The 25,375-nt window shown below is 71.5% G+C and carries 22 protein-coding genes and 1 other RNA gene; 16 read left to right on the forward strand and 7 right to left on the reverse strand.

The features are described 5' to 3' along the window. Positions 1–42 precede the first annotated feature (42 nt). Positions 43–1,167 carry a 6-phosphofructokinase gene (locus NQZ70_RS36125; protein WP_237244351.1) on the reverse strand — a complete coding sequence of 375 codons (1,125 nt, stop codon included), beginning with the start codon at positions 1,165–1,167 and terminating at the stop codon, positions 43–45. A 308-nt stretch (positions 1,168–1,475) separates the two neighbouring features. On the opposite strand from NQZ70_RS36125, the gene NQZ70_RS36130 reads away from it, so the two are divergent. Continuing rightward, positions 1,476–2,744: a lysylphosphatidylglycerol synthase transmembrane domain-containing protein gene (locus NQZ70_RS36130; RefSeq protein ID WP_129578293.1), complete on the forward strand. Its 1,269-nt coding sequence runs from the start codon at positions 1,476–1,478 to the stop codon at positions 2,742–2,744. A 48-nt stretch (positions 2,745–2,792) separates the two neighbouring features. On the opposite strand, the gene NQZ70_RS36135 is transcribed toward NQZ70_RS36130, so the two are convergent. After that, on the reverse strand, positions 2,793–4,280 hold the full coding sequence (locus NQZ70_RS36135) for a Do family serine endopeptidase (RefSeq protein ID WP_129578294.1): 1,488 nt from the start codon (positions 4,278–4,280) through the stop codon (positions 2,793–2,795). 257 nt (positions 4,281–4,537) lie between these two features. Between NQZ70_RS36135 and proC the strand changes: the two genes are divergently transcribed. Together proC and rnpB are read left to right on the forward strand one after the other, a co-directional pair. Next, a complete protein-coding gene (gene proC, locus NQZ70_RS36140) occupies positions 4,538–5,395 on the forward strand; it encodes a pyrroline-5-carboxylate reductase (RefSeq protein ID WP_129578295.1) in 858 nt (285 codons plus the stop codon). Positions 5,396–5,577: 182 nt separating this feature from the next. Further along, positions 5,578–6,042: RNase P RNA component class A (gene rnpB / locus NQZ70_RS36145), an RNA gene on the forward strand. A gap of 66 nt (positions 6,043–6,108) precedes the next feature. Here the strand turns inward: rnpB and NQZ70_RS36150 are convergent. Both NQZ70_RS36150 and erpA read right to left on the reverse strand, forming a co-directional pair. Further along, positions 6,109–6,960, reverse strand: coding sequence for an RNA polymerase sigma factor RpoD/SigA (locus tag NQZ70_RS36150; RefSeq protein WP_012238497.1), 852 nt, complete (start codon positions 6,958–6,960; stop codon positions 6,109–6,111). Positions 6,961–7,438: 478 nt separating this feature from the next. Beyond that, the gene (gene erpA / locus NQZ70_RS36155) at positions 7,439–7,762 is read right to left on the reverse strand and encodes an iron-sulfur cluster insertion protein ErpA (protein WP_012238498.1); all 324 of its coding nucleotides are present in this window, start codon (positions 7,760–7,762) and stop codon (positions 7,439–7,441) included. A 370-nt stretch (positions 7,763–8,132) separates the two neighbouring features. On the opposite strand from erpA, the gene NQZ70_RS36160 reads away from it, so the two are divergent. From NQZ70_RS36160 to NQZ70_RS36220, 13 genes are all read left to right on the forward strand, one after another. Next, positions 8,133–9,200: a metalloregulator ArsR/SmtB family transcription factor gene (locus tag NQZ70_RS36160; RefSeq protein ID WP_129578296.1), complete on the forward strand. Its 1,068-nt coding sequence runs from the start codon at positions 8,133–8,135 to the stop codon at positions 9,198–9,200. Further along, positions 9,197–12,940, forward strand: coding sequence for a methionine synthase (metH, locus tag NQZ70_RS36165; RefSeq protein WP_129578297.1), 3,744 nt, complete (start codon positions 9,197–9,199; stop codon positions 12,938–12,940). Before NQZ70_RS36160 ends, metH begins: the two co-directional genes overlap by 4 nt. Positions 12,941–13,212: 272 nt before the next feature. Further along, on the forward strand, positions 13,213–14,088 hold the full coding sequence (locus tag NQZ70_RS36170) for a PAAR domain-containing protein (protein ID WP_165374342.1): 876 nt from the start codon (positions 13,213–13,215) through the stop codon (positions 14,086–14,088). Between the two features lie 88 nt (positions 14,089–14,176). Further along, positions 14,177–14,737, forward strand: a complete 561-nt coding sequence (locus tag NQZ70_RS36175; protein ID WP_129578298.1) for a hypothetical protein — start codon at positions 14,177–14,179, stop codon at positions 14,735–14,737. Continuing rightward, a complete protein-coding gene (locus NQZ70_RS36180) occupies positions 14,734–15,258 on the forward strand; it encodes a hypothetical protein (protein WP_129578299.1) in 525 nt (174 codons plus the stop codon). The genes NQZ70_RS36175 and NQZ70_RS36180 overlap by 4 nt, the downstream gene beginning before the upstream one ends. 24 nt (positions 15,259–15,282) lie before the next feature. Next, the gene (locus NQZ70_RS36185; protein ID WP_207217581.1) at positions 15,283–15,879 is read left to right on the forward strand and encodes a hypothetical protein; all 597 of its coding nucleotides are present in this window, start codon (positions 15,283–15,285) and stop codon (positions 15,877–15,879) included. Further along, on the forward strand, positions 15,854–16,963 hold the full coding sequence (locus NQZ70_RS36190; protein ID WP_129578300.1) for a DUF2330 domain-containing protein: 1,110 nt from the start codon (positions 15,854–15,856) through the stop codon (positions 16,961–16,963). The genes NQZ70_RS36185 and NQZ70_RS36190 overlap by 26 nt, the downstream gene beginning before the upstream one ends. A 47-nt stretch (positions 16,964–17,010) precedes the next feature. After that, positions 17,011–17,817 carry a class I SAM-dependent methyltransferase gene (locus tag NQZ70_RS36195; RefSeq protein WP_129578301.1) on the forward strand — a complete coding sequence of 269 codons (807 nt, stop codon included), beginning with the start codon at positions 17,011–17,013 and terminating at the stop codon, positions 17,815–17,817. Positions 17,818–17,940: 123 nt separating this feature from the next. Next, positions 17,941–18,723 carry a hypothetical protein gene (locus tag NQZ70_RS36200; protein WP_129578302.1) on the forward strand — a complete coding sequence of 261 codons (783 nt, stop codon included), beginning with the start codon at positions 17,941–17,943 and terminating at the stop codon, positions 18,721–18,723. Further along, positions 18,723–19,217, forward strand: a complete 495-nt coding sequence (locus NQZ70_RS36205) for a hypothetical protein (protein ID WP_129578303.1) — start codon at positions 18,723–18,725, stop codon at positions 19,215–19,217. The genes NQZ70_RS36200 and NQZ70_RS36205 overlap by 1 nt, the downstream gene beginning before the upstream one ends. A 10-nt stretch (positions 19,218–19,227) precedes the next feature. After that, complete coding sequence (locus NQZ70_RS36210; protein WP_129578304.1) at positions 19,228–19,713, forward strand: hypothetical protein; 486 nt, start codon at positions 19,228–19,230, stop codon at positions 19,711–19,713. Positions 19,714–19,760: 47 nt separating this feature from the next. Next, positions 19,761–21,677, forward strand: a complete 1,917-nt coding sequence (locus tag NQZ70_RS36215) for a type VI secretion system Vgr family protein (protein ID WP_129578305.1) — start codon at positions 19,761–19,763, stop codon at positions 21,675–21,677. Positions 21,678–21,683: 6 nt separating this feature from the next. After that, entirely contained in the window at positions 21,684–22,673 is a 990-nt protein-coding gene (locus NQZ70_RS36220) for an AAA family ATPase (RefSeq protein ID WP_129578306.1), read from the forward strand. Positions 22,674–22,864: 191 nt separating this feature from the next. Here the strand turns inward: NQZ70_RS36220 and NQZ70_RS36225 are convergent, their stop codons facing one another. From NQZ70_RS36225 to NQZ70_RS36235, 3 genes are all read right to left on the reverse strand, one after another. Beyond that, positions 22,865–23,572 carry a glutathione S-transferase family protein gene (locus tag NQZ70_RS36225; RefSeq protein WP_129578307.1) on the reverse strand — a complete coding sequence of 236 codons (708 nt, stop codon included), beginning with the start codon at positions 23,570–23,572 and terminating at the stop codon, positions 22,865–22,867. Further along, a complete protein-coding gene (locus tag NQZ70_RS36230; RefSeq protein ID WP_129578308.1) occupies positions 23,569–24,546 on the reverse strand; it encodes a LysR family transcriptional regulator in 978 nt (325 codons plus the stop codon). Before NQZ70_RS36230 ends, NQZ70_RS36225 begins: the two co-directional genes overlap by 4 nt. A gap of 246 nt (positions 24,547–24,792) precedes the next feature. Continuing rightward, the gene (locus NQZ70_RS36235; protein WP_129578309.1) at positions 24,793–25,221 is read right to left on the reverse strand and encodes a hypothetical protein; all 429 of its coding nucleotides are present in this window, start codon (positions 25,219–25,221) and stop codon (positions 24,793–24,795) included. Positions 25,222–25,375 lie beyond the last annotated feature (154 nt).

A 25,375-nucleotide genomic window follows, 5' to 3' on the forward strand; every position in this document is an offset into this window, starting at 1 on the left:
CCGGGCCGACGGCCGACAGCAGCCCACCCGCGCCCCCGCGGGTCAGGGCGGGGCGAAGTGGCCGGCCGGCTCGTCGCCGAAGCACAGGCCCATCTCGCGGGCCGTGACGACCGTGTCCGAGTCGAGGGGCACCGTCTTCGTCTTTCCCGCGACCTCGTCGAGGGGGACCAGCTCGATCCGGTTCGCCCGCAGCGCGACCATCCCGCTCCCGCAGTCCTCGACGAGGCAGCGCGCCGCGGCCGCGCCGAAGCGGAGCGCGAGCAAGCGGTCCGCCGTCGTGGGCCCCCCGCCGCGCTGCAGGTGGCCGAGCACCATCGAGCGCGCCTCCTTGCCCGTCCGGGCGGCGAGCTCCTTGGCGACGCGCTCGGCCACGCCCCCGAGGACGGCGGTGCGACGGAACGCGTCGCCCGCGTCCTTGATGATCAGCTCTCCCCCCTGCGAGTACGCCCCCTCCGCCGCCACCACGATGGAGAAGCGCCGCCCGCGCGACTCCCGGAGGCGGATCTTCTCGGCGATCGGCTCGTACCGGAACGGGATCTCCGGCATCAGGATGACGTCGGCGCCCCCGGCCATCCCGGCGTTGAGCGCGATCCAGCCCGCGTGCCGCCCCATCACCTCGACGACCATGATCCGCTCGTGCGCCTCGGTGGTGGTGTGGAGCCGATCGAGCGCCTCGGTCGCGATGGACACGGCCGTGTCGAAGCCGAACGTGATGTCCGTGCAGCACACGTCGTTGTCGATCGTCTTCGGCACGCCGATGACGAGGGGCAGACCGCGCTGGAGGAGCTCGTGCGCGATCCGCATCGAGCCGTCGCCGCCCACGGAGATGAGCGCGTCGAACCCCAGCGCGCGGAACCGCCGCACGAGATCCTCGGACCGATCCCGCGGCACGAGCCCGTGCTCGCCCGGCGTCGGGTAGTGGAACGGGTCGCCGCGGTTCGCGGTGCCCAGGATGGTGCCCCCGAGGTGCGCGATGCCCCGCACACGCTCGCGGTCCAGCCGGATGAGCCCGTCCGGCGAGTCGTCGAGCAACCCGCGGTAGCCCTGCCGGATCCCCCAGACCTCCCAGCCGCGCTCGATCGCGCCGAGCGTGGCCGCGCGGATCACAGCGTTGAGCCCGGGCGCGTCGCCGCCGCCGGTGCAGATAGCGATCTTACGTGCCGCCATGAGGCGGCCAGCATTGCGAGCCATCCTCGGCGACGCAATAGACATCTTCCCCGCCCGAGCCTCGACTGGAGAGGCGCGGGGCGCGCGCGACAGCCACGCTTCGCGCCGACGACGAACGACGGCGCGCGGCGCGCTGGAGGAGCGAAGACGCGTCCGCGAAGCGTGGTTCGCACCGGCGCGCGCGTCGTGTGGCCGGGCCCGCTCCGCGGCGCGCCTCGCGCCGGGAGCAGCGCCGCATGACGGTCGCGGGCGCCGGCGACAGGGTATAGGGGCATGCGCATGCGATCACCCCGGCTGCGCGCCCCCGTATGAACCGCGCCACCCTGATCCGAGGCATCCAGGTCATCGTCACGCTCACGCTCGCGTCGTTCGCGTACGTGCTCTACAGCGAGATCCACGACAAGCAGGAGAGCCTCGCCGCCGGGCTCGCGCACGTGCGGCCGGGCTGGCTGCTCGTCGGCGCCGTGCTGGCCCTGCAAGAGGGCGTGTTCGGAGGCCTCAGGATCTGGGTCCTCGGGCGCGTGCTCTGGCCCGGGCTCCGCGTGCGCACCGCTGTGACCTCGGAGTTCGTGCTGATGTTCTGCGCCGGCGTGACCCCGGGGCAGGCCGGCGCCGCGCCGTCGCAGGCCGCCGTGCTCGTCCACGGGGGCATGCGGCTCGTCGACGTGGCCACGGCGGAGCTGCTCACCGCCTCGTGCACGGTCTCGTTCTTCCTCCTCTCGGCCGTCGCCATCTTCGCGCTGCGGCAGAACGGGATGCTTGTCTTGCACGGGGGCCCGCAGATCGAGTGGCTGCTCTTCTTCACCATCACCATGTTCGGCTCGGCGCTCGTCGCGCTGATCTTCGCGGCGGCGTACCCGCCGCTGCTCAAGGCGATCGTCCGCGCGCTGTCGGTGCCGCTCGGGGGGCTCCTGCGCGCCGCGCTGCGGGTCGCCCGGCGCGTGCCCCGGCTGCGGGCCCGCGCCGACGCCGCGCTCGCCGCGCCCCACGCCACGACCGCGCGCGTCTTGCACAGCGTGGACGAGTTCCACAAGGGCTTCCGCATCTACATGCGCCGCGGCAAGCGCGCGTACGCCGCCGCGCTGCTGCTCACGTTCGGCTTCTTCTGCTCGCGGTTCGCCGTCGCCTACTTCATCCTGCTCGGGCTCGGCATCCCGACGACGCCCGCGACCTTCGTCTCGGTGGGCCCGCCGATCATGCAGATCATCCTGACGCAGACGGTGCTCAACTTCGCGCTCTACATGAGCCCCACGCCCGGCGCGAGCGGCGTCGCCGAGCTCGGCTCGAACGCGCTCATGTCGCCCTGGGTCGAGGGCGCGTTCGTGGTGCCGTACGTCGTCCTGTGGCGGGTGCTCACCCTGTTCCTCTGCATGTTCGTGGGGGGCATCTATGTCTTCCGCTACCTCGGCACCGACGTGCTCGAGGCGCGCGTGGAGGAGACGGAGGCGGAGAAGCGAGCGCTCGAGGCGGCGCGCGCCGCCGGCGCCTCGCCCGCCAGCGCGCCCGGGGGCGCCCCGCCTGCGAGCGTGTCGGAGGGAGGAGAGGAGGCCGCCGGCCGGCGGCGAGGCGCGGGGTGATGCGGGGAGGGCCGGCGCGGAGCGGCGCGCGCCGGCCGCGCCGCGGGATCAGCGCGCGGGGATGCGCACGGCCGCGAACTGGACGACCTTCCCGCGCCGCACCTTGAGGAGCGCCGTCGACCCCGCCTTGGCCTTGCCGATGGTGGCGCGGAGGCCGGCGACGTTCTTGATCGGGGCGCCGTTCACCTCGAGGATCACGTCGCCCACCTGGAGCTCCTGGGCGTCGACGCCCTGCGCGAACCCGTCGACCCGCACGCCGCCGCCGGCCACGTCCGAGACGTGGATGCCGAGCTGCTCGGCGCTCTGCTGCCGCTCGGGGCGCGCGCCCTGGCCCGGCCGCGCGCGGCCCTGCGCGTCGCCCTCCTCGTCCTGGAGCGCGTCCAGCTTGGCCCGGAGCTCCTGCCGCTTCTGGCCGCGCACCACGGTCACCTCGATCTCCGAGCCGGGCGCGTTGCGCGCGACGTTGCGCCGCAGCTCCTCGGCGTGGAGGATCGGGGTGCCGTTCACGTCGACGATCACGTCGCCCGGCTTGATGCCGGCGCGCGCGGCCGCCCCGCCCGGCTCGACATCGGCGACGAGCGCGCCCTTCGGCGCGTCCAGCTGGAGCGCCGCGGCGAGCTCGCGCGTGACGGGCTGGAACAGCAGGCCGAGCTTGCCGCGCTCGACGAAGCCCTTCTCGCGGAGCTGCGGGAGCACGTCCTTCAGCGCGTCGATCGGGATCGCGAAGCCGATGCCGTTCGCGCCCGCCCGGATCGCCGTGTTGATGCCCACGACCTCGCCCCGCCAGTTGAACAGCGGCCCGCCGCTGTTGCCCGGGTTGATCGAGGCGTCGGTCTGGATGAAGTCGTCGTACGGCCCCGCGCCGATCGCGCGCGCCTTCGCGCTGACGATGCCGAGCGTGACCGTGTGGCCGAGCCCGAACGGGTTGCCGACCGCGAGCACGTGCTCGCCGACCCGCAGCTGCTCGCTGTCGCCGAGCGGCGCCACGGGCAAGCCGGTCGCGCCCTTCAGGCGAAGGAGCGCCAGATCGAGCTTGGGATCGCGGCCGACGACCTCGGCCTCGAACTCCCGCTCGTCGGCGAGCCGGACGCGCACGCCGGAGGCCTCGTGGATGACGTGCTCGTTCGTCACGACGTAGCCGCTCGGATCGATGATGAAGCCGGTCCCGAGCGCCGTCTGCGTCGGCCGCGGGCCGCCCCGCGGGTTGAGCCGGCCGCCGCCGGGCGGGCCGAAGAAGAACTCGAAGGGGTCGAGCCCCTCGGGACCGCGGGACTCGTGCGTCGTCGTGATGTTGACGACCATCGGCTTGACCCGCTCGGACAGCGCCGCGACGTCGAAGGTGGCCGGCACCGGCGCCGGCGGGAGCGTCACGGTCGAGACGGGCGGCGGCGCCGCAGAGGGCGGCGCGGCGGCGGCGGCCTGGGTGGAAGGGGGCGTGGCGTGAGCCTGCTGGCCGCACCCGCCGAACGCCAGCGCCGCCATCGAGAGCAGCGCCAGGGCCGAGGCGCGAGAGCGATAGGAAACCGCTTGAATCATGGAATCTCCGTCGGGCAGTCGAAAGGTCCCGTCCTGCGTTCGGCGAACAGGGGACCGACTGCGTTCATTCCGCCGCACAAATAGCCCCACGAGGTCCGCTGACAAGGGCGCTCGCCGCGCGCCGGGCCGGGCGGGCGCCGCGCGCCAGCACGCCCGTCCCCGGCGGCACGCCGCGCCGGCGACGGTGTCCGTCGAGATTTGAGCCGCGGGCTCGGCAAGGCTGCTAGGGTGCGCGCTCCTGGAGGCGAGCGAGGGCGATGGGGAGCGACGACGGCCGGCTGCGAGGGCGCAAGATCGGGTTTCTTGGCGGCGGGAACATGGCGGAGGCGCTCATCCGAGGCCTGATCCAGGGCGGCGCCGTGGGCGCCGAGCAGATCAGGGCGAGCGATCTCAAGAGCGATCGGCTCTCGTTCCTCCACGCGCGGTACGGCATCGACACCACCGACGACAACGAGGCGCTCTGCCAGTGGGCCGACGTGCTCGTCATCGCCGTCAAGCCGCAGATCGTCGATCGGATCCTCGCGCCCATCTCGTCGGGGCTCGGCCGCGCGGACGTCGTCATCTCGGTGGCGGCCGGCGTGCCGATCGACGCGATCGAGGCGCGCCTGCCGGAGGGCGCGCGCGTCATCCGCAGCATGCCGAACACCGCCGCGATCGCGCTGGCCGGCGCCACGGCGATCGCCGCCGGGAGCCACGCCACGGGCGACGACGTCGAGATCGCGCGGGCCCTGTTCCAGGCGGTCGGCCGCGTGGTCGTGCTCGACGAGTCGCTGCTCGACGCGGTGACCGGCCTGTCGGGCAGCGGCCCCGCGTACGTCATGCTGATGATCGAGGCGCTGGCCGACGGCGGCGTGAAGGTCGGCCTCGGCCGCGACGCGGCGCTGCTGCTCGCGGCGCAGACCGTGTACGGCGCCGCCAAGCTGCAGCTCGAGACCGGCGAGCACCCCGGGCGCCTGAAGGACATGGTGACGAGCCCCGGCGGCACGGCGATCGCAGGGCTCCACACGCTGGAGGCCGGCGGGCTCCGGCGCACCTTGATCGACGCGGTCGAGGCCGCGTCGAACCGCTCGGCCGAGCTGGGTGCGCAGATGGCGCAGAAGCTCCGCCGCACCTGATCGCCCCGCGTCGCGATGCCGTCGAGGCGAGGCCTGCGGCGCCTCGATGACTCGATGAGCCGATAGCAAATTGCCACAGCTGCCACAGCGGGCCGCGACAGAGGCCCGCTCCGCGCTGCCCGGGACGTGACCGGCGCGGAGGTATTGGCGTCTGGACGTCCCTTGACTATGTTCGCCGCGTCGCAGCGGGACAGGCGATCGCCGGCGGCCGGGGGAACCCGGTCGCGGGAGGAAAGTCCGAGCTCCGCAGGGCAGGGTGCCGGGTAACGCCCGGTGAGAGCGATCTCGAGGAAAGTGCCACAGAGAACAGACCGCCGCGCCGCGCGCCTCGCGAGGGCGAGGAGCCTCCTGCCCGGACGGGCTGCGCTCCGAGCCTCCGCCGGCGCGCCGCGCGGCAAGGGTGAAACGGCGGGGTAAGAGCCCACCGCGCCCTTGGCAACAAGGGCGGCACGGCAAACCCCACCTGGAGCAAGGCCGCGTAGGGAGGCGTCCGCGGCGGCGACCGCCGTCACGGCAAGGGCTGCCCGCCCCAGGCCTCCGGGTTGGCTGCTTGAGGCGCGCGGCGACGCGCGTCCTAGAGGAATGATCGCCAGCGCGAGGGGGGCGACCCCCCGCGCAACAGAACTCGGCTTACGTCCCCTGCGACCACGGAGCCCCGCCCCGGCGGGGCTCCGTGCTTTTGTGCTCGCCCGCCGCTCACCTGTGGCAAGGCGCTACGCCGCCAGGGGCTGCAGGCGGTCGCGCAGCTTCTTCTTCGCGCGCGCCTCCAGCTGCCGAGCCCGCTCGCGCGACACCCCGAGGCGGCGGCCGATCTCGGCGAGCGACAGCTCCTCCTCCGGGTCGGCCATCATCCGGGTCTCGACGATGTACCGCTCGCGCGGGTCGAGGTTCTCCACGGCCTGCGTCAGCCGCTCGCGGAGCAGCGCCCCCTCCTCGGCGCGGGAGAAGCGCTCCTCCTGGTCCTGGTCGTCCGCCGGCAGGGTGTCGACCAGCGACCGGGCGCCGTCCTCGAACACCTTCGTGTCGAGCGAGACGTCCCGGGCCTCCAGCCGGTGCGCCATCTCCAGCACCTTCTCCGCGGGCGCGCCGAACTTCTCGGCCAGGAGCCGATCGCCCTCCTCCCCCTCGCCCACCAGGCCCGCGATGCGCGCCCGCTCCCGCCGCAGCCGGAAGAACATCTTCGAGCGCAGCGGGCCCGAGCCCACGCCGACCAGGCTCCAGGAGTGGATGACGTGGTTCAGGATGTACGCCCGGATCCAGTAGGCCGCGTAGGTCACGAAGCGATTTCCACGGTCAGGGTCGTACTTGCGGATCGCGTGGACGATCCCGAAGTTCCCCTCGGCGATGAGGTCGGCGAGCGGGATCCCGTACCGCCGGTAGCTGATCGCGATCGAGACGACATGCCTCAGGTTCGCGAGCGCGAGCGCGGCTGCGGCCTGCTCGTCGCCGTGGTCCCTCCACCGTCGAGCGAGCTCGACTTCTTCCTCGCGCGACAGCTCCGGGATCTGCCGAACATGCGTGATGTAGCGCGAAACCGCGCTGGCCTGATCTCGGGACGTTTGCACAGGGTTTCCTTCGAGGTCCGAAGACCCCGGTTCGGTTGTTGAGGCCGGCCGACGCCGGACCTCGGCTCCTGCGGCCGAGGCCGGCCGAAGCCGGACCTCGATCGCGTTGATCGCTTCGCCGGCACTTGCCGCCGAAGTGGTTGGTTCGAGATTCCGAAGAGAGCAGCCCACCCAGGCTGCGATGCAGCTGGCATGCCGCCCCGGGCGGGCAGCTTGTACACCGTGGCTGCGAAGCCATGGCGCACGCGGCTCAGGCTCGCCCGCGCGAGCGCTGGGGCAAAAAGGAGCCGCTAGAGAGCCGGGAAGGTCTCGATGCTCCGGGCGTACGCGCGCGTGGGGCCCGTGTGCATCTCACGTCGGCCGCTCCGCCGACGGGCGGAGCGAGCCAGGACGGACGCGAGGCTCAGGAGAGGCGCGAGCGCGCTCGGTCCGAGGGAATCGGACGGGAATCGGACGGGAACCGACGAGAGCGACGGGATCAGACGGAGAACGAGGAGCCGCAACCGCAGGTGCTCTTGACCGACGGGTTGCTGAACTTGAAGCCCGAGCCGTGGAGGCCTTCCACGTAGTCGATCTCGGTCCCGTCCAGGTACTGGAAGCTGAGCGGGTCGATGTAGAGCTTGATGCCGCGGTCCTCGAACTCCTCGTCGAACTCGGTCGGCTTGTCCTCGAAGTACAGGTCATAGGAGAAGCCGGCGCATCCGCCGCCCACGACGCGCAGGCGCAGCCCCTGCCCCAGCAGTTCCTCCGCGGTCGCGATCTCCATCACCTTCTCGGCTGCCTTCTGCGTGATCGTGATCATCCTGAATCTCCTCTGCGTGCTCTTTAGACCGGCGGGGGACGGCTGGTCCTGCCCGAGGGGACGCTCGCCCCGCTGGAGGGCGAACCGCGCGTGCGCTCGGCCGGCCGTGCCCTGGGGTGGGGTGCTCAGGGCTAGCCAAAGATACGCACCTTGAGCGATGTCCGCCAGTGCCTCAACCGGAACGGGGTACGCCTTCGACCTGACCGCCCGCTCGTCCAGGCAGGGCCTCCGTTCGCCCAGGGGATCCCGCCCTTCGCGCCGGTGAGGCCGCAGCTGAGGGCCGCTGTCCTCGACCGCCGCAGGCGAGGCTTGACGCCCGCCCGCCGGCCCGCCAGGATGTCATCCGTTCATCCGGATTGAGAGATACGAGTTGCCCGACCTCACGGCCACCACCGAGCTCCTCCGGCTCCTCAGCGACCCGACCCGCGTCCGCCTGCTCGCGCTGCTCGGCCGCGAGGAGCTGAGCGTCGCCGAGATCACCGACGTCACGCAGCTCGCGCAGTCCCGGGTCTCCACGCACCTCGGCAAGCTGCGGGAGGCCGGCCTGGTCAAGGACCGGCGCGACGGGGCGTCGTCCTTCTACGCGATGAGCCACGGCGCCATGCCCGAGGAGGCGCGGCGGGTCTGGGCGCTGCTCGAGGCGACCACGGAAGATCCGCTGATCGAGCAGGATCGCGAGCGCGTCCGCGAGGTCGTGCGGGCGCGCGCAGGCGGGGCGAGCTGGGCCGACTCGGTGGCCGGGCGCATGGAGCGGCACTACTCGCCGGGGCGGACCTGGGAGGCGTCGCTGCGCGGGCTGCTCGGCCTGATGTCCCTCGGCGACGTGCTCGACATCGCCTCCGGCGACGGCGCGCTGGCCGAGCTCGTCGCGCCGCGGTGCCGCGCGATGACCTGCCTCGACGCGAGCGAGACCGTGATCGAGGCCGCCCGGCTGCGCCTCGCGCGCCTCGGCAACGTCCGCTTCGCGCGCGGCGACATGCACGAGCTGCCGTTCGAGGCGGCGTCGTTCGATCAGGTGATGCTGATGAACTGCCTGACGTTCGCCCGGTCGCCCGCCCGCGCCGTCGCCGAGGCGGCGCGCGTGCTCCGGCCGGGCGGCGCGCTCGCGGGGGTGACGCTGAAGGCGCACCGGCACGAGATCGCGGCCGTCACGTACAGCCACGTGCGTTTCGGCTTCGAGCCGCGCGAGCTCCGGGCGATGCTCGAGGCCGCGGGCCTCGTCGTGGACGCCTGCGACGTGACCTCGCGCGAGAAGCGCCCGCCGCACTTCGAGGTGATCTCGATCCACGCCCGCAAGGAGGGCGCGGCCGAGGCCGCCCCGCCGGCCCGCGAGGGCGAGGAGACAGGGCCCCGGGCCGCGCGGCCCTCCCAGCAGGACGGCTGCCCCGCGGCCGCAGCACCCACGGTAAAGAAGCCCAGGAGAAGAGCAGAGCCATGAACGGAAGCGAACGCCCCGCGCGCCTCGAAGAGATCCTCGACAGCCGGATCCTGTGCCTCGACGGCGCGATGGGCACGATGATCCAGCGCTACCGCCTGGGCGAGGCCGACTACCGCGGCGAGCGCTTCCGCGACCACGAGATCGACCTCAAGGGCAACAGCGATCTCCTCGTGCTGACGCGGCCGGACGTCATCGCGGAGATCCACGGCGCGTACCTCGACGCCGGGGCCGACATCATCGAGACGAACACCTTCACGGGCACCTCGATCGCCCAGGCGGACTACCGGCTCGAGTCGCTCGCCTACGAGATCAACCTCACCGCGGCCCAGATCGCCCGGAAGGCGGCCGACGCGTGGACGGCGCGCACGCCCGACAAGCCGCGCTTCGTCGCGGGCTCGATGGGGCCGACGCCGAAGACGCTGTCGATCTCGCCGAGCGTGAACGACCCGTCGTTCCGCGCCGTCACCTTCGACGAGCTGCGGCGCGCGTTCGCCGAGCAGGTGCGCGGGCTCGTCGACGGGGGGGCCGACGCGCTGCTCGCGGAGACGTTCCTCGACACGCTGAACATGAAGGCGTGCCTCGTCGCGATGGAGGAGATCTTCGCCGAGAAGGGGCGGCGCCTGCCGATCATGCTCAGCGTGACGATCACCGACCGGAGCGGCAGGACGCTCGCCGGCCAGACGATCGACGCGTTCTGGACGAGCATCGAGCACGCGCGCCCGCTCAGCGTCGGCCTCAACTGCGCCCTCGGCGCCAGCGACATGCGGCCGTACCTCGTGGATCTCGCGAAGCTCGCCCGGGCGCGGGTGAGCTGCTACCCGAACGCGGGCCTGCCCAACGCGTTCGGCGAGTACGACGAGCAGCCGGAGACGACGTCGCGGCTGCTCGCGGAGTTCGCGGAGAGCGGCCTCGTGAACGTCGTCGGCGGCTGCTGCGGGACGACGCCGGACCACATCCGCGCGATCGTCCGGGCGGTGGCGGAGCGGAGGCCGCGGCCGCTGCCCACGGCGCGCGACGGCTTCGGGCGCTTCAGCGGCCTGGAGACGCTCGTCATCCGGCCCGACACGAACTTCCTGATGATCGGCGAGCGGACCAACGTGACCGGCTCGGCCCGGTTCATGGAGCTCATCAAGAAGGGCGACTTCACGACCGCGCTGGAGGTGGCGCTCGACCAGGTGCGCGGCGGGGCGAACATCCTCGACGTCAACATGGACGAGGGCATGCTCGACTCCGAGCAGGCGATGACGACGTTCTTGAACCTCATCGCCACCGAGCCCGAGATCGCCCGCATCCCGGTCATGATCGACAGCTCGAAGTGGTCGGTCATCGAGGCGGGGCTCAAGTGCATCCAGGGCAAGGGGATCGTCAACTCGATCAGCCTCAAGGAGGGGCCGGAGGACTTCCTCAAGAAGGCGCGCGTCATCCACCGCTACGGGGCGGGGGTCGTGGTGATGGCCTTCGACGAGATCGGCCAGGCCGAGACGGTGGAGCGGAAGGTCGCGATCTGCCAGCGCGCGTACAGGCTGCTCACCGAGGAGGCCGGCTTCGATCCGCAGGACATCATCTTCGACCCGAACATCCTCGCGATCGCGACCGGCATCGAGGAGCACAACGACTTCGCCAAGAACTTCATCGAGGCGACGCGGCTCATCAAGGCGACCTGCCCGGGGGCGCGCGTGAGCGGCGGCGTGTCGAACCTGTCGTTCTCGTTCCGCGGGAACAACGTCGTCCGCGAGGCGATGCACTCGGCCTTCCTGTACCACGCCATCCGGGCGGGCATGGACATGGGCATCGTGAACGCGGGGCAGCTCGCGGTCTACGAGGACATCCCGAAGGACCTGCTCGAGCGGGTGGAGGACGTCATCTTCAACCGGCGCCCGGACGCGACCGAGCGGCTCGTCGAGTTCGCCGAGCAGGTGAAGGGCAAGGGGAAGAAGAAGGAGCTCGACCTCGCCTGGCGCGAGGGCCCGGTCGAGGAGCGGCTGTCGCACGCGCTCGTGAAGGGGCTCGTCGACTTCATCGAGGCGGACGTGGAGGAGGCGCGGAAGAAGTACGAGAGGCCCCTCTCCATCATCGAGGGGCCGCTGATGGACGGGATGAAGATCGTCGGCGAGCTGTTCGGCGCCGGGAAGATGTTCCTCCCGCAGGTGGTGAAGAGCGCCCGCGTGATGAAGCGGGCCGTCGCGTACCTCCTGCCGTTGATGGAGGCCGAGAAGGCCGCCGGGGGCGGGACGTCGTTCCAGGGGAAGGTCGTGATGGCGACCGTGAAGGGCGACGTGCACGACATCGGCAAGAACATCGTGGGCGTGGTGCTCGGGTGCAACAACTACGAGGTGATCGACCTCGGCGTGATGGTGCCCCAGGACAGGATCCTCGAGACCGCGCTGAGCGAGAAGGCCGACATGATCGGGCTGAGCGGGCTGATCACGCCGTCGCTCGACGAGATGGTCAGCGTGGCGCGCGAGATGGAGCGGCGTGGCATCCGGCTGCCGCTGCTCATCGGCGGGGCGACGACGAGCCGGCAGCACACGGCGGTGAAGATCGCGCCGGAGTACGGCGGGACCGTGGTGCACGTGCTCGACGCGTCGCGGGCCGTGGGCGTGGTGTCGAGCCTGCTCGACCAGACGAACCGGCAGGCGTTCGACGCGCAGAACCGGCAGGAGCAGGCCAAGCTGCGCGAGCTCTTCGCCAGGAAGCGGGCGAAGCCGCTCGTGACGCTCGCCGCGGCGGACGAGGGGCGGCTCAAGATCGCGTGGCGGCCCGAGGACATCGCGGCGCCGTCGTTCACGGGGCGGCGCGTGGTGGACGACGTCCCGCTCTCCGAGATCGCGCGGTACATCGACTGGACGTTCTTCTTCACGGCGTGGGAGCTCAGGGGCCCGTTCCCGCAGATCCTGGAGCACCCGCAGTACGGCGAGGCGGCGCGCGAGCTGTTCGAGCACGCGCAGAAGGTGCTGCAGCGGATCATCGACGGCGCGTTGATCAAAGCGCGGGGCGTCTACGGGTTCTGGCCAGCGAGCGGCGAGCAGCGGGACATCGTGCTCTACGGCGACGAGGCGCGCTCGCGCGAGCTCCTCCGGCTCAACATGCTCCGGCAGCAGCAGGTGAAGGCCGCGGGCGGCGCCGAGGAGGACGGCGAGAAGGCCGTGGGCGGGGTGAAGCCGTACCTGTCGCTCGCCGACTTCGTGGCGCCGAGGGAGAGCGGGCTCGCCGATCACGTCGGCGCGTTCGCGGTGACGGCGGGGATCGGGCTGGATGAGATCGTGCGCGCCTACGAGAAGGACAAGGACGACTACAGCGCGATCATCGCGAAGGCGCTCGCGGACCGGCTCGCGGAGGCGTTCGCCGAGCTGCTCCACGAGCGGGCGCGGAAGGCGTGGGGATACGGCGCGGCAGAGGCGCTGAGCAACGAGGAGCTCGTCGCCGAGCGATACCGGGGGATCCGGCCGGCGTTCGGGTATCCGGCGTGCCCGGATCACACCGAGAAGCGCAAGCTGTTCGCGCTGCTCGACGCGCCCTCGGTCGGCATCGAGCTGACCGACACCTGCGCGATGACGCCGGCGGCGAGCGTGAGCGGCATCTACCTGGCGCACCCCGAGGCGCGGTATTTCATGGTGGGGCGCCTCGGCAGGGATCAGGTCGCGGACTACGCGAAGCGCAAGGGGATGACGCTCGAAGAGGCGGAGCGGTGGCTGTCGCCGAACCTCGGATACGATCCGGGAGCGAGCGGCGGCGCGTGAGATCCACGCGATAAGGCATGTGAGCCCTCGCGGCCGAAGCCGAGCACATCAAGCTCGTCCGCCCATTGTACAATTTTGCGTAGAGATCAGCGGCTGTTCTCGGCAGCGATCTTGAGGATAGCCGCGCGTCGAGCATTTCTGGTGGACGACAAACCGGATCCATGAGACCGTCCTAAAGCCATCTCTTCTGGACCAGTCCCGCCTGGTAGCGTTGGAGCTCCAACCGCTTTGGTCAGCGATGGACTTCCAGCCCGCTTTCGTGGAGGCGCGCCATGCCCGAGGCCGCACGCGTGGGTGACAACCACACCTGCAACATGGTGGATCCGAGCGGGACGCCGCACGTGGGCGGGCCGGTCAATCCGCCGGGCTCGCCGACGGTCATCACCAACAGCGTTGCGCAGGCGCGCGCGACCGATCGGCTCACGTGCGCCGTCCCGGCGCCGGACTTCATCGTGACCGGCGCAGGGAGCGTGCTCGTCGACGGGCTCCCTGCGGCGCGCAAGACGGACCGGACGATGCATGCTCCACCGGGGCAGATCATGATCGGCTCGCCTGACGTCCTCATCGGAGGCCCGACCGTCGGGGCGACCCTCGGCAACCCCGCCGGCGGCAACACGACGTGCCAGGCGGCGGCGTCCGGGCGCAGCTCGGGGCGTACGCAGCAGTCTTACAACAACTGTGGGGTCGAATCCTCGCGGCAGCTCATCAATCAAGCGAACGGCTCGAGCGTCCGCGAGGACGCGCTGCTCGACGAGGCCATGCGCAATGGCGACGCGGACCAGGAGCGGCGGCGCTTCGACAGCGGGGGCACGAGCCCGGCGCAGCGCCAGTCGATCCTGGCGCGCAACGGGGTTCCGTCTACCCTGCAACCCAATACGATGGACAACATCACTCAGGCCGTCGCCGAACGCCGGGGCGTGATCACGTCGCACGACGTGTCCGTGCTCTGGGGACCAGGCAACAGCGGAGGCCACGCCGTGGTCGTCACCGGGCTCGAATACGATCAGAACGGCAACCTCATCAACGTCGTCATCAATGACACGGGCAGGTCGAGCGGAAACTGCCAGAACAGAGTTCCCGCCGCGCAATTCCGAAACTCCCTGCGGCCCGGGCGAGATATCAATGTCACCACCAACCCGATCTGGTAGGACGAGGCCGGGGAGGCGCTCGTGGCTGCTGGCGCTCGCGCTGTGCCTGGCCGTCTCGATCGGCTGCCGGAATCCACGAGGGGAACCCATGAGCTCGACGGGACCGTTCCAGTCAGCGCACGAGCTGCGGCAGATTGCAGGAAAGACCTCCGGCGCGGTGCTCCCGGACGAGGACGCCGACACGCTGCCCATCCCGGTCAAGGTGGATGGGGCGGTCGTCATCCTCATCATGTATTACCGGGAGCGAGGCCGGCCTGGTCAGCGCGTCGTGGCGCCGCCCCATTACGCGATGCACCTCGACGGCCGGACAGGGCGGGTCCTGAAGTTCTGGGCCGTCGTGCCCGAGGACCTCGGGATCAACGATCCAAGCGCCGCGGTCGAGGGAGTGGGGATCCCGCCGGGGATGAGCTCCGACGATTTCTTTCAGAAGCGGGAGCGCCTTCTCGCGATCTCGCCGGACGTGTGGGCCGCCTATGCGCGCGGGGCCGCCCCGACCGATCCGGCGGTGCGGCCGCTCGCGAGCGAGTACTGGTCGCTGTTCTCGCAGATCACGAAGCGCGAGGTGGCGCCGTTCTACCTGCAGGCGTCGCCGGACTTCTTCGCCTGGATTCGCGCGGCCACGTCGGCCGCGGCGCCTGGGCGGCCGTGAAGGCGCTGCCCAGGCTTCAGCCGATCGAGCTGCTGCAAAGGAAGGCATCGCTGGCCGCCCTGGGCGCGCTGCCCCTCTGCAATTACCAATCCCTGCCGGTCCCCGTACCCGGGCCGGGCGGTCTACGGGTCGCGTTCGTCTACGGGAGGTCGACTCCGCAGCTCGACGGCGGGCTGCTGATCCAGGCGCCGCGGTACATCGCGCTCGTCGACGCCGAGGCCGGCGCCGTCAAGGAGGTCCGGCTGCTCCCGGGAGGCACGGCGGACGAGCTCCCCTCACAGGCCGTGGCCGCACCGTCAGGCGCAGCCGAGTCGCGCGCGCGGCGGGCGCACCTGCTCGCCGGCTACGACGTGCTCATGCCCGAGTTCGCGGCTGGCAGGACGCACCTGCCCCCCGGCGCGGCGCGGGTCGCCGCCGAGTTCGAGCCCCTGTTCCGGCAGATGGCGGAGCAGCCGCTCCTTCCAGTTTACGCGGAGCTCGGCCAGTCGTTCTTCCGATGGCTGGCCGCGGCCGCGACGTGAACGCTCAGCGTTCGTGAGGTAGAGATGACTCGCCCACCCACGCGCCTGTCGAATTTCCTGCAGCACCGCGGCGCCTGCCCCGAGGCGGTGTTCTGGTCGAGGCAAGGGTCGAGCCTGGAGGAGCTCTGGTTACGCTGCCCGCGCCCGGAGTGGATGCTCTGGGCGATGGCCCAGCTGGGTTATCAGGGCAGCCGGCGGCTCCACCGCTTCGCGGCGCGCTGCGCGCGGCGGAACCTGGTTCTCCTCGCCGATCCGCGCAGCGCGCAGGCCATCGACGTCGCCGAGCGGCACGCGAACGCGCAGGTGGGAATCGAGGAGCTCCGGCGGGCCTTTCGCGCTGCGCAGGACGCCGCCGAGCAGGCCGCAGCCCGCCCGGGCTGGACGGCCGCGCTCGCGTGCGCGATGACGGCCACAGCCCGCGCGGCGCGGAACGACGCGCTCGACGCGGCGAGAGAGGCGTCGAGCTACGCCGCGCGCGCCGTGGCCTGGGACATCCATCGGGACGCGACGCTCGAGTCCGAGGAAGCCTGGCAGGCGGACGAGCTCCGGCAGATCGTGGGGAACGACATCGACAGGCTCATCCAGGTCGCAGCCTATGAATCCTACGGCCACGCCCCCTGACATCGTCCGCCGCGCCGCGCTCTGCCTCGCCGCGGCGTGCGCCGCGGTCGCCGCCGCGGCGAGGCCCGCGGCGGCGTGCGCCTCGGCTTACCCGCCGGACAAGTGGGTCCGTATCGCCAACGAGTCGGCGGTCATCGTGTGGGACGAGCGCGCGAAGGTGGAGCACTTCATCCGCCGCGCCACGTTCACCACGACGGCCGCGGATTTCGGGTTCATCGTGCCGACCCCGAGCCGCCCCGAGCTCGGGGAAATCCCCGACACCCTCTTTCAAGCCCTGGACGAGCGCGTGGCGCCGCGGGTGATCACGCAGGAGGACGTCGACGACGTCAGCGTCGGGTGCGCCTTGCTGGGGCGCGACAGCGACACGGCCAGCTCCTCGATCGCCGCCGCGCCGCCGGTGCAGGTGCTCGAGACGCGGCGGCTCGCGGGATACGACGTCGCGGTCCTGGAGGCGAGCAGCGCGGTCGCGCTGGCGCAGTGGCTGAAGGAGCACGGCTATGCCCTCCGGCCGTCGCTCGACGCGTGGCTCGCGCCGTACGTGAGCGCCCGCTGGAAGATCACCGCGTTCAAGTACGCGCCGGGGCCCGGCGGCGGCGCCGTCGCGAGCTCCGCCGTCCGCATGTCGTTCGCCACCGAACGCCCGTTCTTCCCGTACCGCGAGCCCGCCGACCAGCGCGAGGTGCCCGCCGGAGCGGCGGACGCGCAGCCGCCCGCGCGCCTGCTGCGCATCTTCTTCGTCGGCGGCGGGAAGGTCCAGGGCGTCCTCGGCGAGGGGCACGAGAGGTGGCCCGGCGAGGCGGTGTGGGCCGACGCATGGCCCCGCGACGAGGCGGCGGCGCTGCTCGGCGCGCTGGCCGGCGGCATCGCGCAGCCATGGCTCACGGCGTTCGAGGATCGCTCGAGCCCGCGGCCAGGCACCTCCGATGTCTATTTCAACCCGTCCGGCGACGCGGCGCCGCTCCACCCCGAGCCGATCCGCTTGGTCCGCGGGCGCACGCTCCGGCTGCCGCTCGAGCCGTTCGTGCTGGCCGCCGGCCTCGCGCTGTGGCTCGCGCTGCGATCCCCGCGCGCACAGCGCAGGTGACGAGGGCCTGTTCGCCCGCGCTGCACGGGCCGTGCTACCGTCGCTGCATGTCCGAAGCCGAGTGGTTCGCGCTCAATCGCACCGCCTGGAACGCGCGCACCCGCGTGCACCTGGCCTCGAAGTTCTATGACGTGGACGCGTTTCGAGCCGGCGCGAGCTCCCTGAAGCCGATCGAGCTCGAGCAGGTGGGGGACGTGCGCGACAAGACGCTCCTCCACCTGCAGTGCCATTTCGGCCAGGACACGCTCTCGTGGGCGCGCCGGGGCGCCCGCGCCACCGGGCTGGATCTCTCGGACGAGGCCGTCAGGGCCGCACGCGCGCTGGCCCAGGATCTCTCGCTGGATGCGCGCTTCGTCGAGGCCAACGTCTACGACGCTCCCACCGCCCTCGGGGGCGAGACGTTCGATATCGTCTTCACGTCGTACGGCGTCCTCGGCTGGCTCCCGGACATAGGGCGCTGGGCGCGCGCGGCCGCCGCGTGCCTCAAGCCGGGAGGCGTCCTCCACGTCATCGAGTTCCACCCCGCCGTCTGGATGTTCGACGACGCGTTCGAGCGCATCGATTACGCATACGACGGGCACGGAGAGCCGATCATCACGGAACAGACGGGCACGTACGCCGATCGCAACGCGCCCGTGAAGCTCCGGGAGGTCGGCTTCAATCATGGGATCGGGACGGTGGTGACAGCGCTGCTCGAGGCAGGCCTCACGCTGGAGCGGCTCCGGGAGCTCGACTGGTCGCCCTACGATATCTTCCCGGACATGGAGGAAGGGCCGCCCGGACAGTTCCGCATGAAGAAGTTCGGGCGCCGCCTCCCGCTCGTCTACGCGCTCGCGGCGCGACAGGGGCGCTGAGCGGAGCTGGGCGGCTTGTAAGCCGTATCGCCTCGATGCTAGGCTTTCCGCCGGGCGGGCCTGGAGGGCACCCTGCTTGGCGCGCCCCCGAAGGCGAGGCGACCCAGCTGCGGGAGGGGGCTCATGCCGGATTATCACGCTTCGGTGGAGGACTTCGCGGCGCTGCGCGCGTCGATGGATGATCCCTTCGGAGACCCGACGGCGTGCCTCGCCGGCGCGGGGCTCGACGAGCGGTCGTACGCGGAGCTCACCGGCGCGTGGCGCGCGCGGCTCGCCCTCGAGGGCGACGCCGGCCGCGAGCTCGGCCGACGCTTCGCCATCGCTTACCGGCAAGCCCAGACGGCGCGCCGCGCGCGCGCCGGGGGCGAGGACGGCGCGCCGCGCGCGGAGGACGCGCGGTTCTTGAGCCGCGACGCCCAGCCGTGGCGCGCCGAAGCGGCGCAGGTCGCGCTCGTTCCCTCCAGCGCGCCGTCGCCCCCGGAGCCTCCCGCGGCGCCGGCGCAACGAGCCGTCGCCGCGAGCACCGCGACCGACGAAGCCGGGCCGGCGAACGCCGCCGCGAGCAGCGCGGGCGGGCAGTGGGAGACATCGACGCTCCCCGTCTTCTCGCCCGAGCCGAGCGCGCCGGTCCTGCCCTTCATCTCCCCGGAGGCGCCGCGGGCGAGCCCGCCGCCTCCGGGCCCGCGCTCCCCGCTCGCGGGGCTGCCGTTCCAGCCGCGCCCCGCGGCGGAGATCGCGATCCCGCCGCAGCCCGCCGCGCCGGAGCACCTCGATGGCGCCGCGCCCGCGCCGGGCGCGCCCCCGCGCAAGCGGCTGATGCGCTTCGACCCGCAGACCGGGCAGCCGCTGCCGTACCCGGTCTGGGTCGACGTCGCGCCGGCCGCGGGCGAGGAGAGGAAGCGCTGATGCCCGGCAGACCGCTCTTTCCGGCGGAGCTGGAGATCGCGACCCGCGTCTTCAAGGCCACGCTGCCGTATCACAAGATCTTCATCACACCGGTCATCGGCATGCAATCCCGGCCGTTCACGTCGACCATCCCGCCGCTCGTCATCGGGATCGTGCCGGCGGCCTACACGATCAACGTGGGGTGGAACGGCTTCATCCACGGCATGGACACGGCGCAGCCAGCGACGCTCGTCCACGAGCTCACGCACGTCTGGCAAGGCGCGCACCGGCTCATCGCGTCTCAATACATGTGGGAATCGATCGCGCACCAGGCGATCGGCTGGATGACGGGCACGGACCCTTACCGCTACGCGCCCGGGCAGAGCTGGTCGAGCTACAACGCCGAGCAGCAGGCCAGCATCGTCGAGGACTGGTTCGTGCGAGGAGAGCGCACGGACGATCCGCTCTACCGCTACATCCGGGACGATATCCGCAGCCTGCTCTGGTTCATCTGACGAGGCGTGCATGACGGCGATGCGACCTGAGCCAGCGAGCCGGAGGAGCGAGGCCACGACCGCCGCCGTCGGCCTCGCGTTCCTCTCCGTGCTCCTCGTTTCCTGCTCTCCCCTCGCCCGCGTCCGCTCGCGGCTGGATCTGCCGGCATCGGTCGGCAGCCCGGATCGGCAAAAGCTGCACGTCACCTTCGCGGCATCCACCGCCGCAGGCCCGCTCGCCGCGCCTCCGCCTGGGATCGAGCCGCCGGAGCAGCGGCTCCTCGCCGAGGTGGAGGTCACGCCCGCCGCCTCGGGCTTCGACGTCGAGCTCAAGTTTCGCAAGCGGAGCGTTTACGTCAACTTGACAGGCTGGTACGATAGCAACGGTGACGGGAAGGTGAACGCCGGCGACGCCGTGGGCTCGCTGGGCCCTGCGCCGGTCCTCGCCACGGACAAGGGCGTTTTCAGCGGCAACCTCACCGTCACTCCCCCCATCGAGCTCAAGCCGGTGCTGTGACCTGATAGCGCGCTCCTCGGGTCGTGCGACGAACCTCAACGAGGCTTATGGCTGTCACGCTGTCGTTCCTTGATGCTCCGGACCCCGGTTTTCACCTTCTGTCGTACGAGCTCCGCGACGACATGAGCCGGCTGTTCAGCCTCGATCTCCTGGTCGAGTCGACGGACGCGGCCCTCGAGATGGCGTCCCTCGTCGGCCGGCGGGTCGCGCTCGATCTCGGCCCGGGGATCCAGCTGCCGCGCGTGACCGGGATCCTGCGCGAGGTCAAGGTGGTCTCCACGGAGACGAGCGGCGTCTCCCGCTATTTCCTCTACATCGTTCCCCCGCTCTGGCTGACCACGCGCAGGACCAATCACCGGATCTTCCAGGACCGGACCGCGGTGGAGATCGTGGACGACGTGCTCGCCGACTACGGCGGCCGCGTACCGGCCCTGATCAAGCGGCTCGGGGGGAGCTACCGCAAGCGCTCCTATTGCGCCCAGTACGGGGAGAGCGATCACGACTTCATCTTTCGCCTCCTGGCGGACGAGGGGATCGCGACCTGCTTCGATCACACCGCCGGCAGCCAGTGGGTGCTCGTCGATCAGACCGACAGCCTGACGCCCAAGCGCGACGCGCCGATCCCCTATGTCGAGCCCGCGCTCGGCAACGAGCCGCCCGTGCCGTCCGTGAGCGCGGTCGTGGTGACGGCCAAGATCAAGACCTCGGCTGTCGCCGTGCGCGACTATGATCACCTGAACCCGTCGTTCACCATCCAGGCGCGCTCCTCGGCCGAGGGGGCCGAGCTCTTCGTCGAGGAGAACGAGCTCGAGGCGTACACGTTCGAGGTCGGCGAGGCGCAGGACGAGGAGCAGGCGAAGGCCCGCGCTCAGCGGCTGCTCGAGGCGACGCGCGTGCCGGGGCGGAGGCTCGAGATCACGGCCAACGTGGCCATCGCGCCGGGCACCCGGGTACGCCTCGCGGGGCACGCGCGCGCCGACGTGAACGTCCCGCTGCTCGTGACCCGCACGGTCGTCGTCGGGCAGGAGCGCGGCGCGAGCCATCACATGGAGTGCATCGACGCCGCCGTGCCCTTCCGGCCGCGGCGCCTGCCGCGGCCGCGCATCATCGGCACGCAGACGGCGTTCGTCGTGCCGACCCACGCCGGCGACGAGATCGACGCCGACGCGCTCGGCCAGGTCAAGATCGAGTTTCGCTGGGACCGGCGCGGCCTCCGCGCAAACACCTCGCGCTACGTCCGCGTCTCGCAGGCGTGGGCCGGCATGGATTATGGCTTCATCTGCCTGCCGCGCGTGGGCGACGAGGTGGTCGTCGACTTCCTCGACGGCGACCCCGATCAGCCGATCATCGTCGGTCGCGTCCACAACGCGGTGAACGTGCGGCCGTTCAGCTCCCCCGCGGAGAGGACCATCTCGGTGTGGCGCTCGAAATCGTCGCCGGGCGGCGGGGGCTTCAACCAGATCCTCCTCGACGACAAGGCGGGGGCCGAGCGGCTCGAGCTGCACGCGCAGCTCGATTTCAAGTCGGAGACGGGCCGGGACGCCGTCACGCTCGTCGGGAACAACCAGACGAGCCGGATCAGCGGCAACTCGTCGACGACCGTCTCCGGGGCCCAGTCGATCGGCGCGGGCAGCACCAGCATCTCCACGGGGCCCTACCGGCTGACGGCGAGGTCCATCGACATGAAATCGCGGACCGACATCGAGAGCGTCGCCGTCAACATCCGGCGCGACGGCAGCCTCAACCACTTCGTCGACACCCATGGCTTCTGGATCGACGCCAAATCCGTCATGCAGGTGGTGACGCCGCGCTTCGTGGTCTTCTCCGGGGACATCGTGCTCGACGCGGGCGGGTCGAAGATCGAGATCTCGAGCGGCGGAATCAAGATCACGAGCGGCGGGACGATCGAGATCAACGGCGCGATCGTGGACGTCAAGGGCACGCCCATCAAGCTGAACTCCTGAGCGCCTATGAAGCTACTGGATCTTGAGGTCGAGAATTTCCTGGGGCTCCCGGACGGCCGGTACGCGTTCACGCACCCGACCACGGGCGCGCCGCTGCCGCTCGTGCTCGTCGGGGGCGGCCCCTCCTCGGGCAAGACATCGCTGCTCGAAGCGATCATCGCGCTGAAGGAGAGCGTCGGGAGCTATCATGTCCTGCCCGAGCCGTCGCGCCTGCTCCGGTCCGGGAAGCGGTCGGGGCAGGTCCGGGGGCGGTGGCTCTTGAGCCCAGAAGAGATGGCGAAGGCGGGATTGTCCGAGCCCACCTTCACGGCGGCGCTCGAGCTCGGCGGCGGCGAGGTGCGCGCCCCGGAGCCGGCGCTGGAGGCGCTGTTCAGCGCGTACAGCCGCGACCCCGCAGCCTGGAAAGCCGAATACTTTCCATGTGATCGGCGGCTCGTGCCGCGGGTGGGGCTCGCCCCGCCCGGCGAAGCGGACGGCGGCCGCCTGCGGCTCACCCGTCGGCCGGACAAGTATGCCGGCCTGGAGCAGGTTCTGATGCAGCACGCCGTCGAGGACGGCCTTCAGGCCATGGCACACGTCAAGGAGAGCGGGATCCTGCTCCGCGGCGATCAGCGCGACTCGCTCGCGCCCTACAAGGCCGCTGTCGCGGCGCTGTGCCCATGGCTGCGCCTGTCCGGCGTCGAGCCGCGGGGCGGCGCAGCGGCGCTATGGTTCGAGCGGGACAACGGCGCGCGGGTCGAGCTGTACAGCCTATCGCACGGCGAGCAGCAGGCCGTCCTGTTCGCCCTGGTCCACGTGTTCCTCGGGCTGCGCCGCGCGCTCGTCCTCATCGACGCGCCGGAGGCGCATATCCACCCGAGCGAGCAGAGCCGGCTGCTCCATGCGCTCGCGGGCCTCGGGGAGGACCACCAGATCATCGCCGCGACAGGATCGAGCGAGCTGCTCGGGAGCGTACCCCGCCATCAGACGCTCCTTTGCAGATCGAAGCACGGCTGAACGGCAGCGCGAGGTGACCTATGCCGAGGCGCGTCGAGCGCCGCGACGTCGAGGATCAGGCAGCCTCCGGCATGCTCACGCGTCCTGCGGCGCGCGCGGTCGTCGCGCACCTGGAGGTCGTAGAGTCGGATCGCTGTCATGGGTCGCCGTCTTCCAGGCGAGCCGCCCGCCGCCGCAAGCCTCGCGCACGCTCACGGCGCCGCCGCGCCGCCGGCCGCCTTGGCGTACGAGCTGCCCGCCGGCGCCGTGAGGTGCGGGTTTCTCTCGACCTCCTCCGCGGCCGCCGCGGACCAGCGCGCCATCGCCGGGAGCGACGTGATGGTGCCCGCATAGGCCCGCGCGACCTCATCGATCTCGACGTCGTACGAGAGCAGGCGCGTCACCACGGGCGCGAACATCGCGTCGGCGATCGAGAAGGCGCCGAACAGGAACGGTCCGCCCTTGCCGAACCGAGAGCGGCAGTCGCGGAAGATCTCGAGGACGCGCGCGACGTCGCGGGCGGCGCCGCCCGAGATCGCGCGCCGCGGGTACCGCCGCGCGACGTCCATCGGCAGCTCCCGGCGCAGGTCGGCGAAGCCGGCGTGCATCTCGCTGCTGACCGCGCGCGCGATCGCGCGGGCCTCGCGCCCCTCGGGCCACAGCCGCGCGCCGGGGAACGCCTCGGCCACGTACTCGCAGATGGCGAGCGACTCCCACACGACGAGCTCGCCGTGGCGCAGGGCGGGCACCTTGCGCGTCGGCGAATGCTGCGCCACCCGATCGACCCAGTCGGGGAGCTCGTACGGGATGACGTGCTCCTCGAACGGGACGCCCGCGTGGGACATCGCGAGCCACGGCCTGAGCGACCAGGACGAGAGGTTCTTGCTGCCGATGTACAGGTGAAGCGCAGGGGTGCTCATCGTTTCGTCTCCTTGTTTCGTCGGGCCTTGCGGGGCGCGGCGCGGGGGCTCCGGTCGTCGCCCGGGCCGCTCGCGGGCTGCGGAGGGGGAGGGTCGCCGCAAAGGACGGCGCGCTCCTCGGTCAGCATGCCCGCGAGGGCGTCCAGCACCGCGCGGACGCGGGGCGCGTGCTGGAGGTCGCGGTGGACGGTGAGCCAGACGGCGCGGCGGGGCTCGTCCGGCAGGGGGATGCGCGCGAGGTCCGGCTCGTGGTCGCCGATGAAGCACGGCAGGAGCGCGACGCCGATCCCGGCGCGCGCGGCGCCGAGCATGCACGCCGTGCTGTTGCTCCGGAGGACGCACGGGCCCCCTGCGGCCATGCGCTCGAACCAGACGTGCTCCGGCGGCATCGCGCCGGGCGCCTCGATGCCGATGCGCGCGTGCGCCGGGAGATCGGCCGCGGTGGGCGCGCCGCGGCGCTCGATGTAGGCGCGCGCGCCGTACACCGCCCAGCCGACGACCCCCGCTTTCCGGACCACGAGGCCGCCCTCGGTCGAGCGGAAGAACCGGACCGCGATGTCCGCTTCCCGCCGGGAGAGATCGAGCGCTCGGATCGCGGTCACGAGCTCGACCGAGATCCCCGGGTGCGCCGCGTGGAGCGCGCCGAGCCGGGGGGCGATGAAGCGGCTGCCGAACGCCTCGGCGGCCGTCACGCGCACGGTGCCCGTGAGGCGCTGGTCGCGGCCGAGGCTCCCGCGCTCGATGGCGAGGATCGCCTCCTCGACGCGCGCGACGTCGGGGATCAGGCCGAGGCCGTCGTTCGTGAGCGCGTATCCGGAGGGCGATCGCACGAAGAGCCGCACGCCGAGCGCCGCCTCGAGCGCCTCGACCCGGCGGCCCACGGTCGTGTGATCGACGCCGAGCGCGCGGCCGGCGCCGGCGAGGGAGCCCGCCCGGGAGAGGGCGAGGAGATACCGCAGGTCGTCCCAGCTCATCACGATGCGACTCTCCCGGCCACGTCACGCCCGAGCATGCGCTCGCGGCAGCGTACCGGGGAGCCGGCAAATGTGCGCGCCGTATGTGCAAAAATGCACAGTAGGGGTGTGCGCGAGTGCGCTCCCCGTTTGGGCGGCTCTTCTGGTGATGCGGGAGGGCTGCCGCGCGACCTCCTCCCTCCCTGGGGGCCTCACGTCATTTTTCCGTTCTCCCCCTCAGACATCGGTAGCCCGTGGGAAGGCCGATCACTCCTCGGCGGCGTCTTGCGCGAACGAGTTGGGCCAGCAGCTGTAAGCGTTGTAGTGGATCCCGTTGCAGTAGAAGTTGACACCCCACAAGCAGGCGTTGATGTCATGCCAGACGCCGTTACAGCAAGCGAAACACCGGTTGCCAGAGCACGTCGAGAAGCCATCCGTGCACGCTGCCAAGCTCGACGTGGCAAGCTCAGCATCGCTCCCGCCGCGCGCGAGGGCGTCCATCGACCGCGCGCCCTCACAGTGGCCGCCCTCAGGCGACGCAGGCACGAAATCGGAGCCGGCGCGGTGCGAGATATCGACGGCGGGGATCAACGCCTGCGCCGCCTCGCCAACAGCTCCGTCATCGGCCGCAGGGTCGACAATGCAGCCGCACAGGCTCACCACCACCGCGAGGATGCTGCAGTGACTGAATTTCATGAGACGTCCTCCTCCTTGTTCCGGCAACCGAACGCGCGCCGTCCAGCGCTCGAGCGCTGCTGACATCGACGAATCGTCGCATCGCGTTCGTCCCCCAGAAAACGCACCAAACTGGTAACCCGGAACACATGTTCCCGTCAAGGGAATTCATTCC

It is taken from the genome of Sorangium sp. So ce836 (genome assembly GCF_028553905.1).
In the GTDB taxonomy this organism is placed as follows: Bacteria; Myxococcota_A; Polyangia; order Polyangiales; family Polyangiaceae; genus Sorangium; species Sorangium cellulosum_D.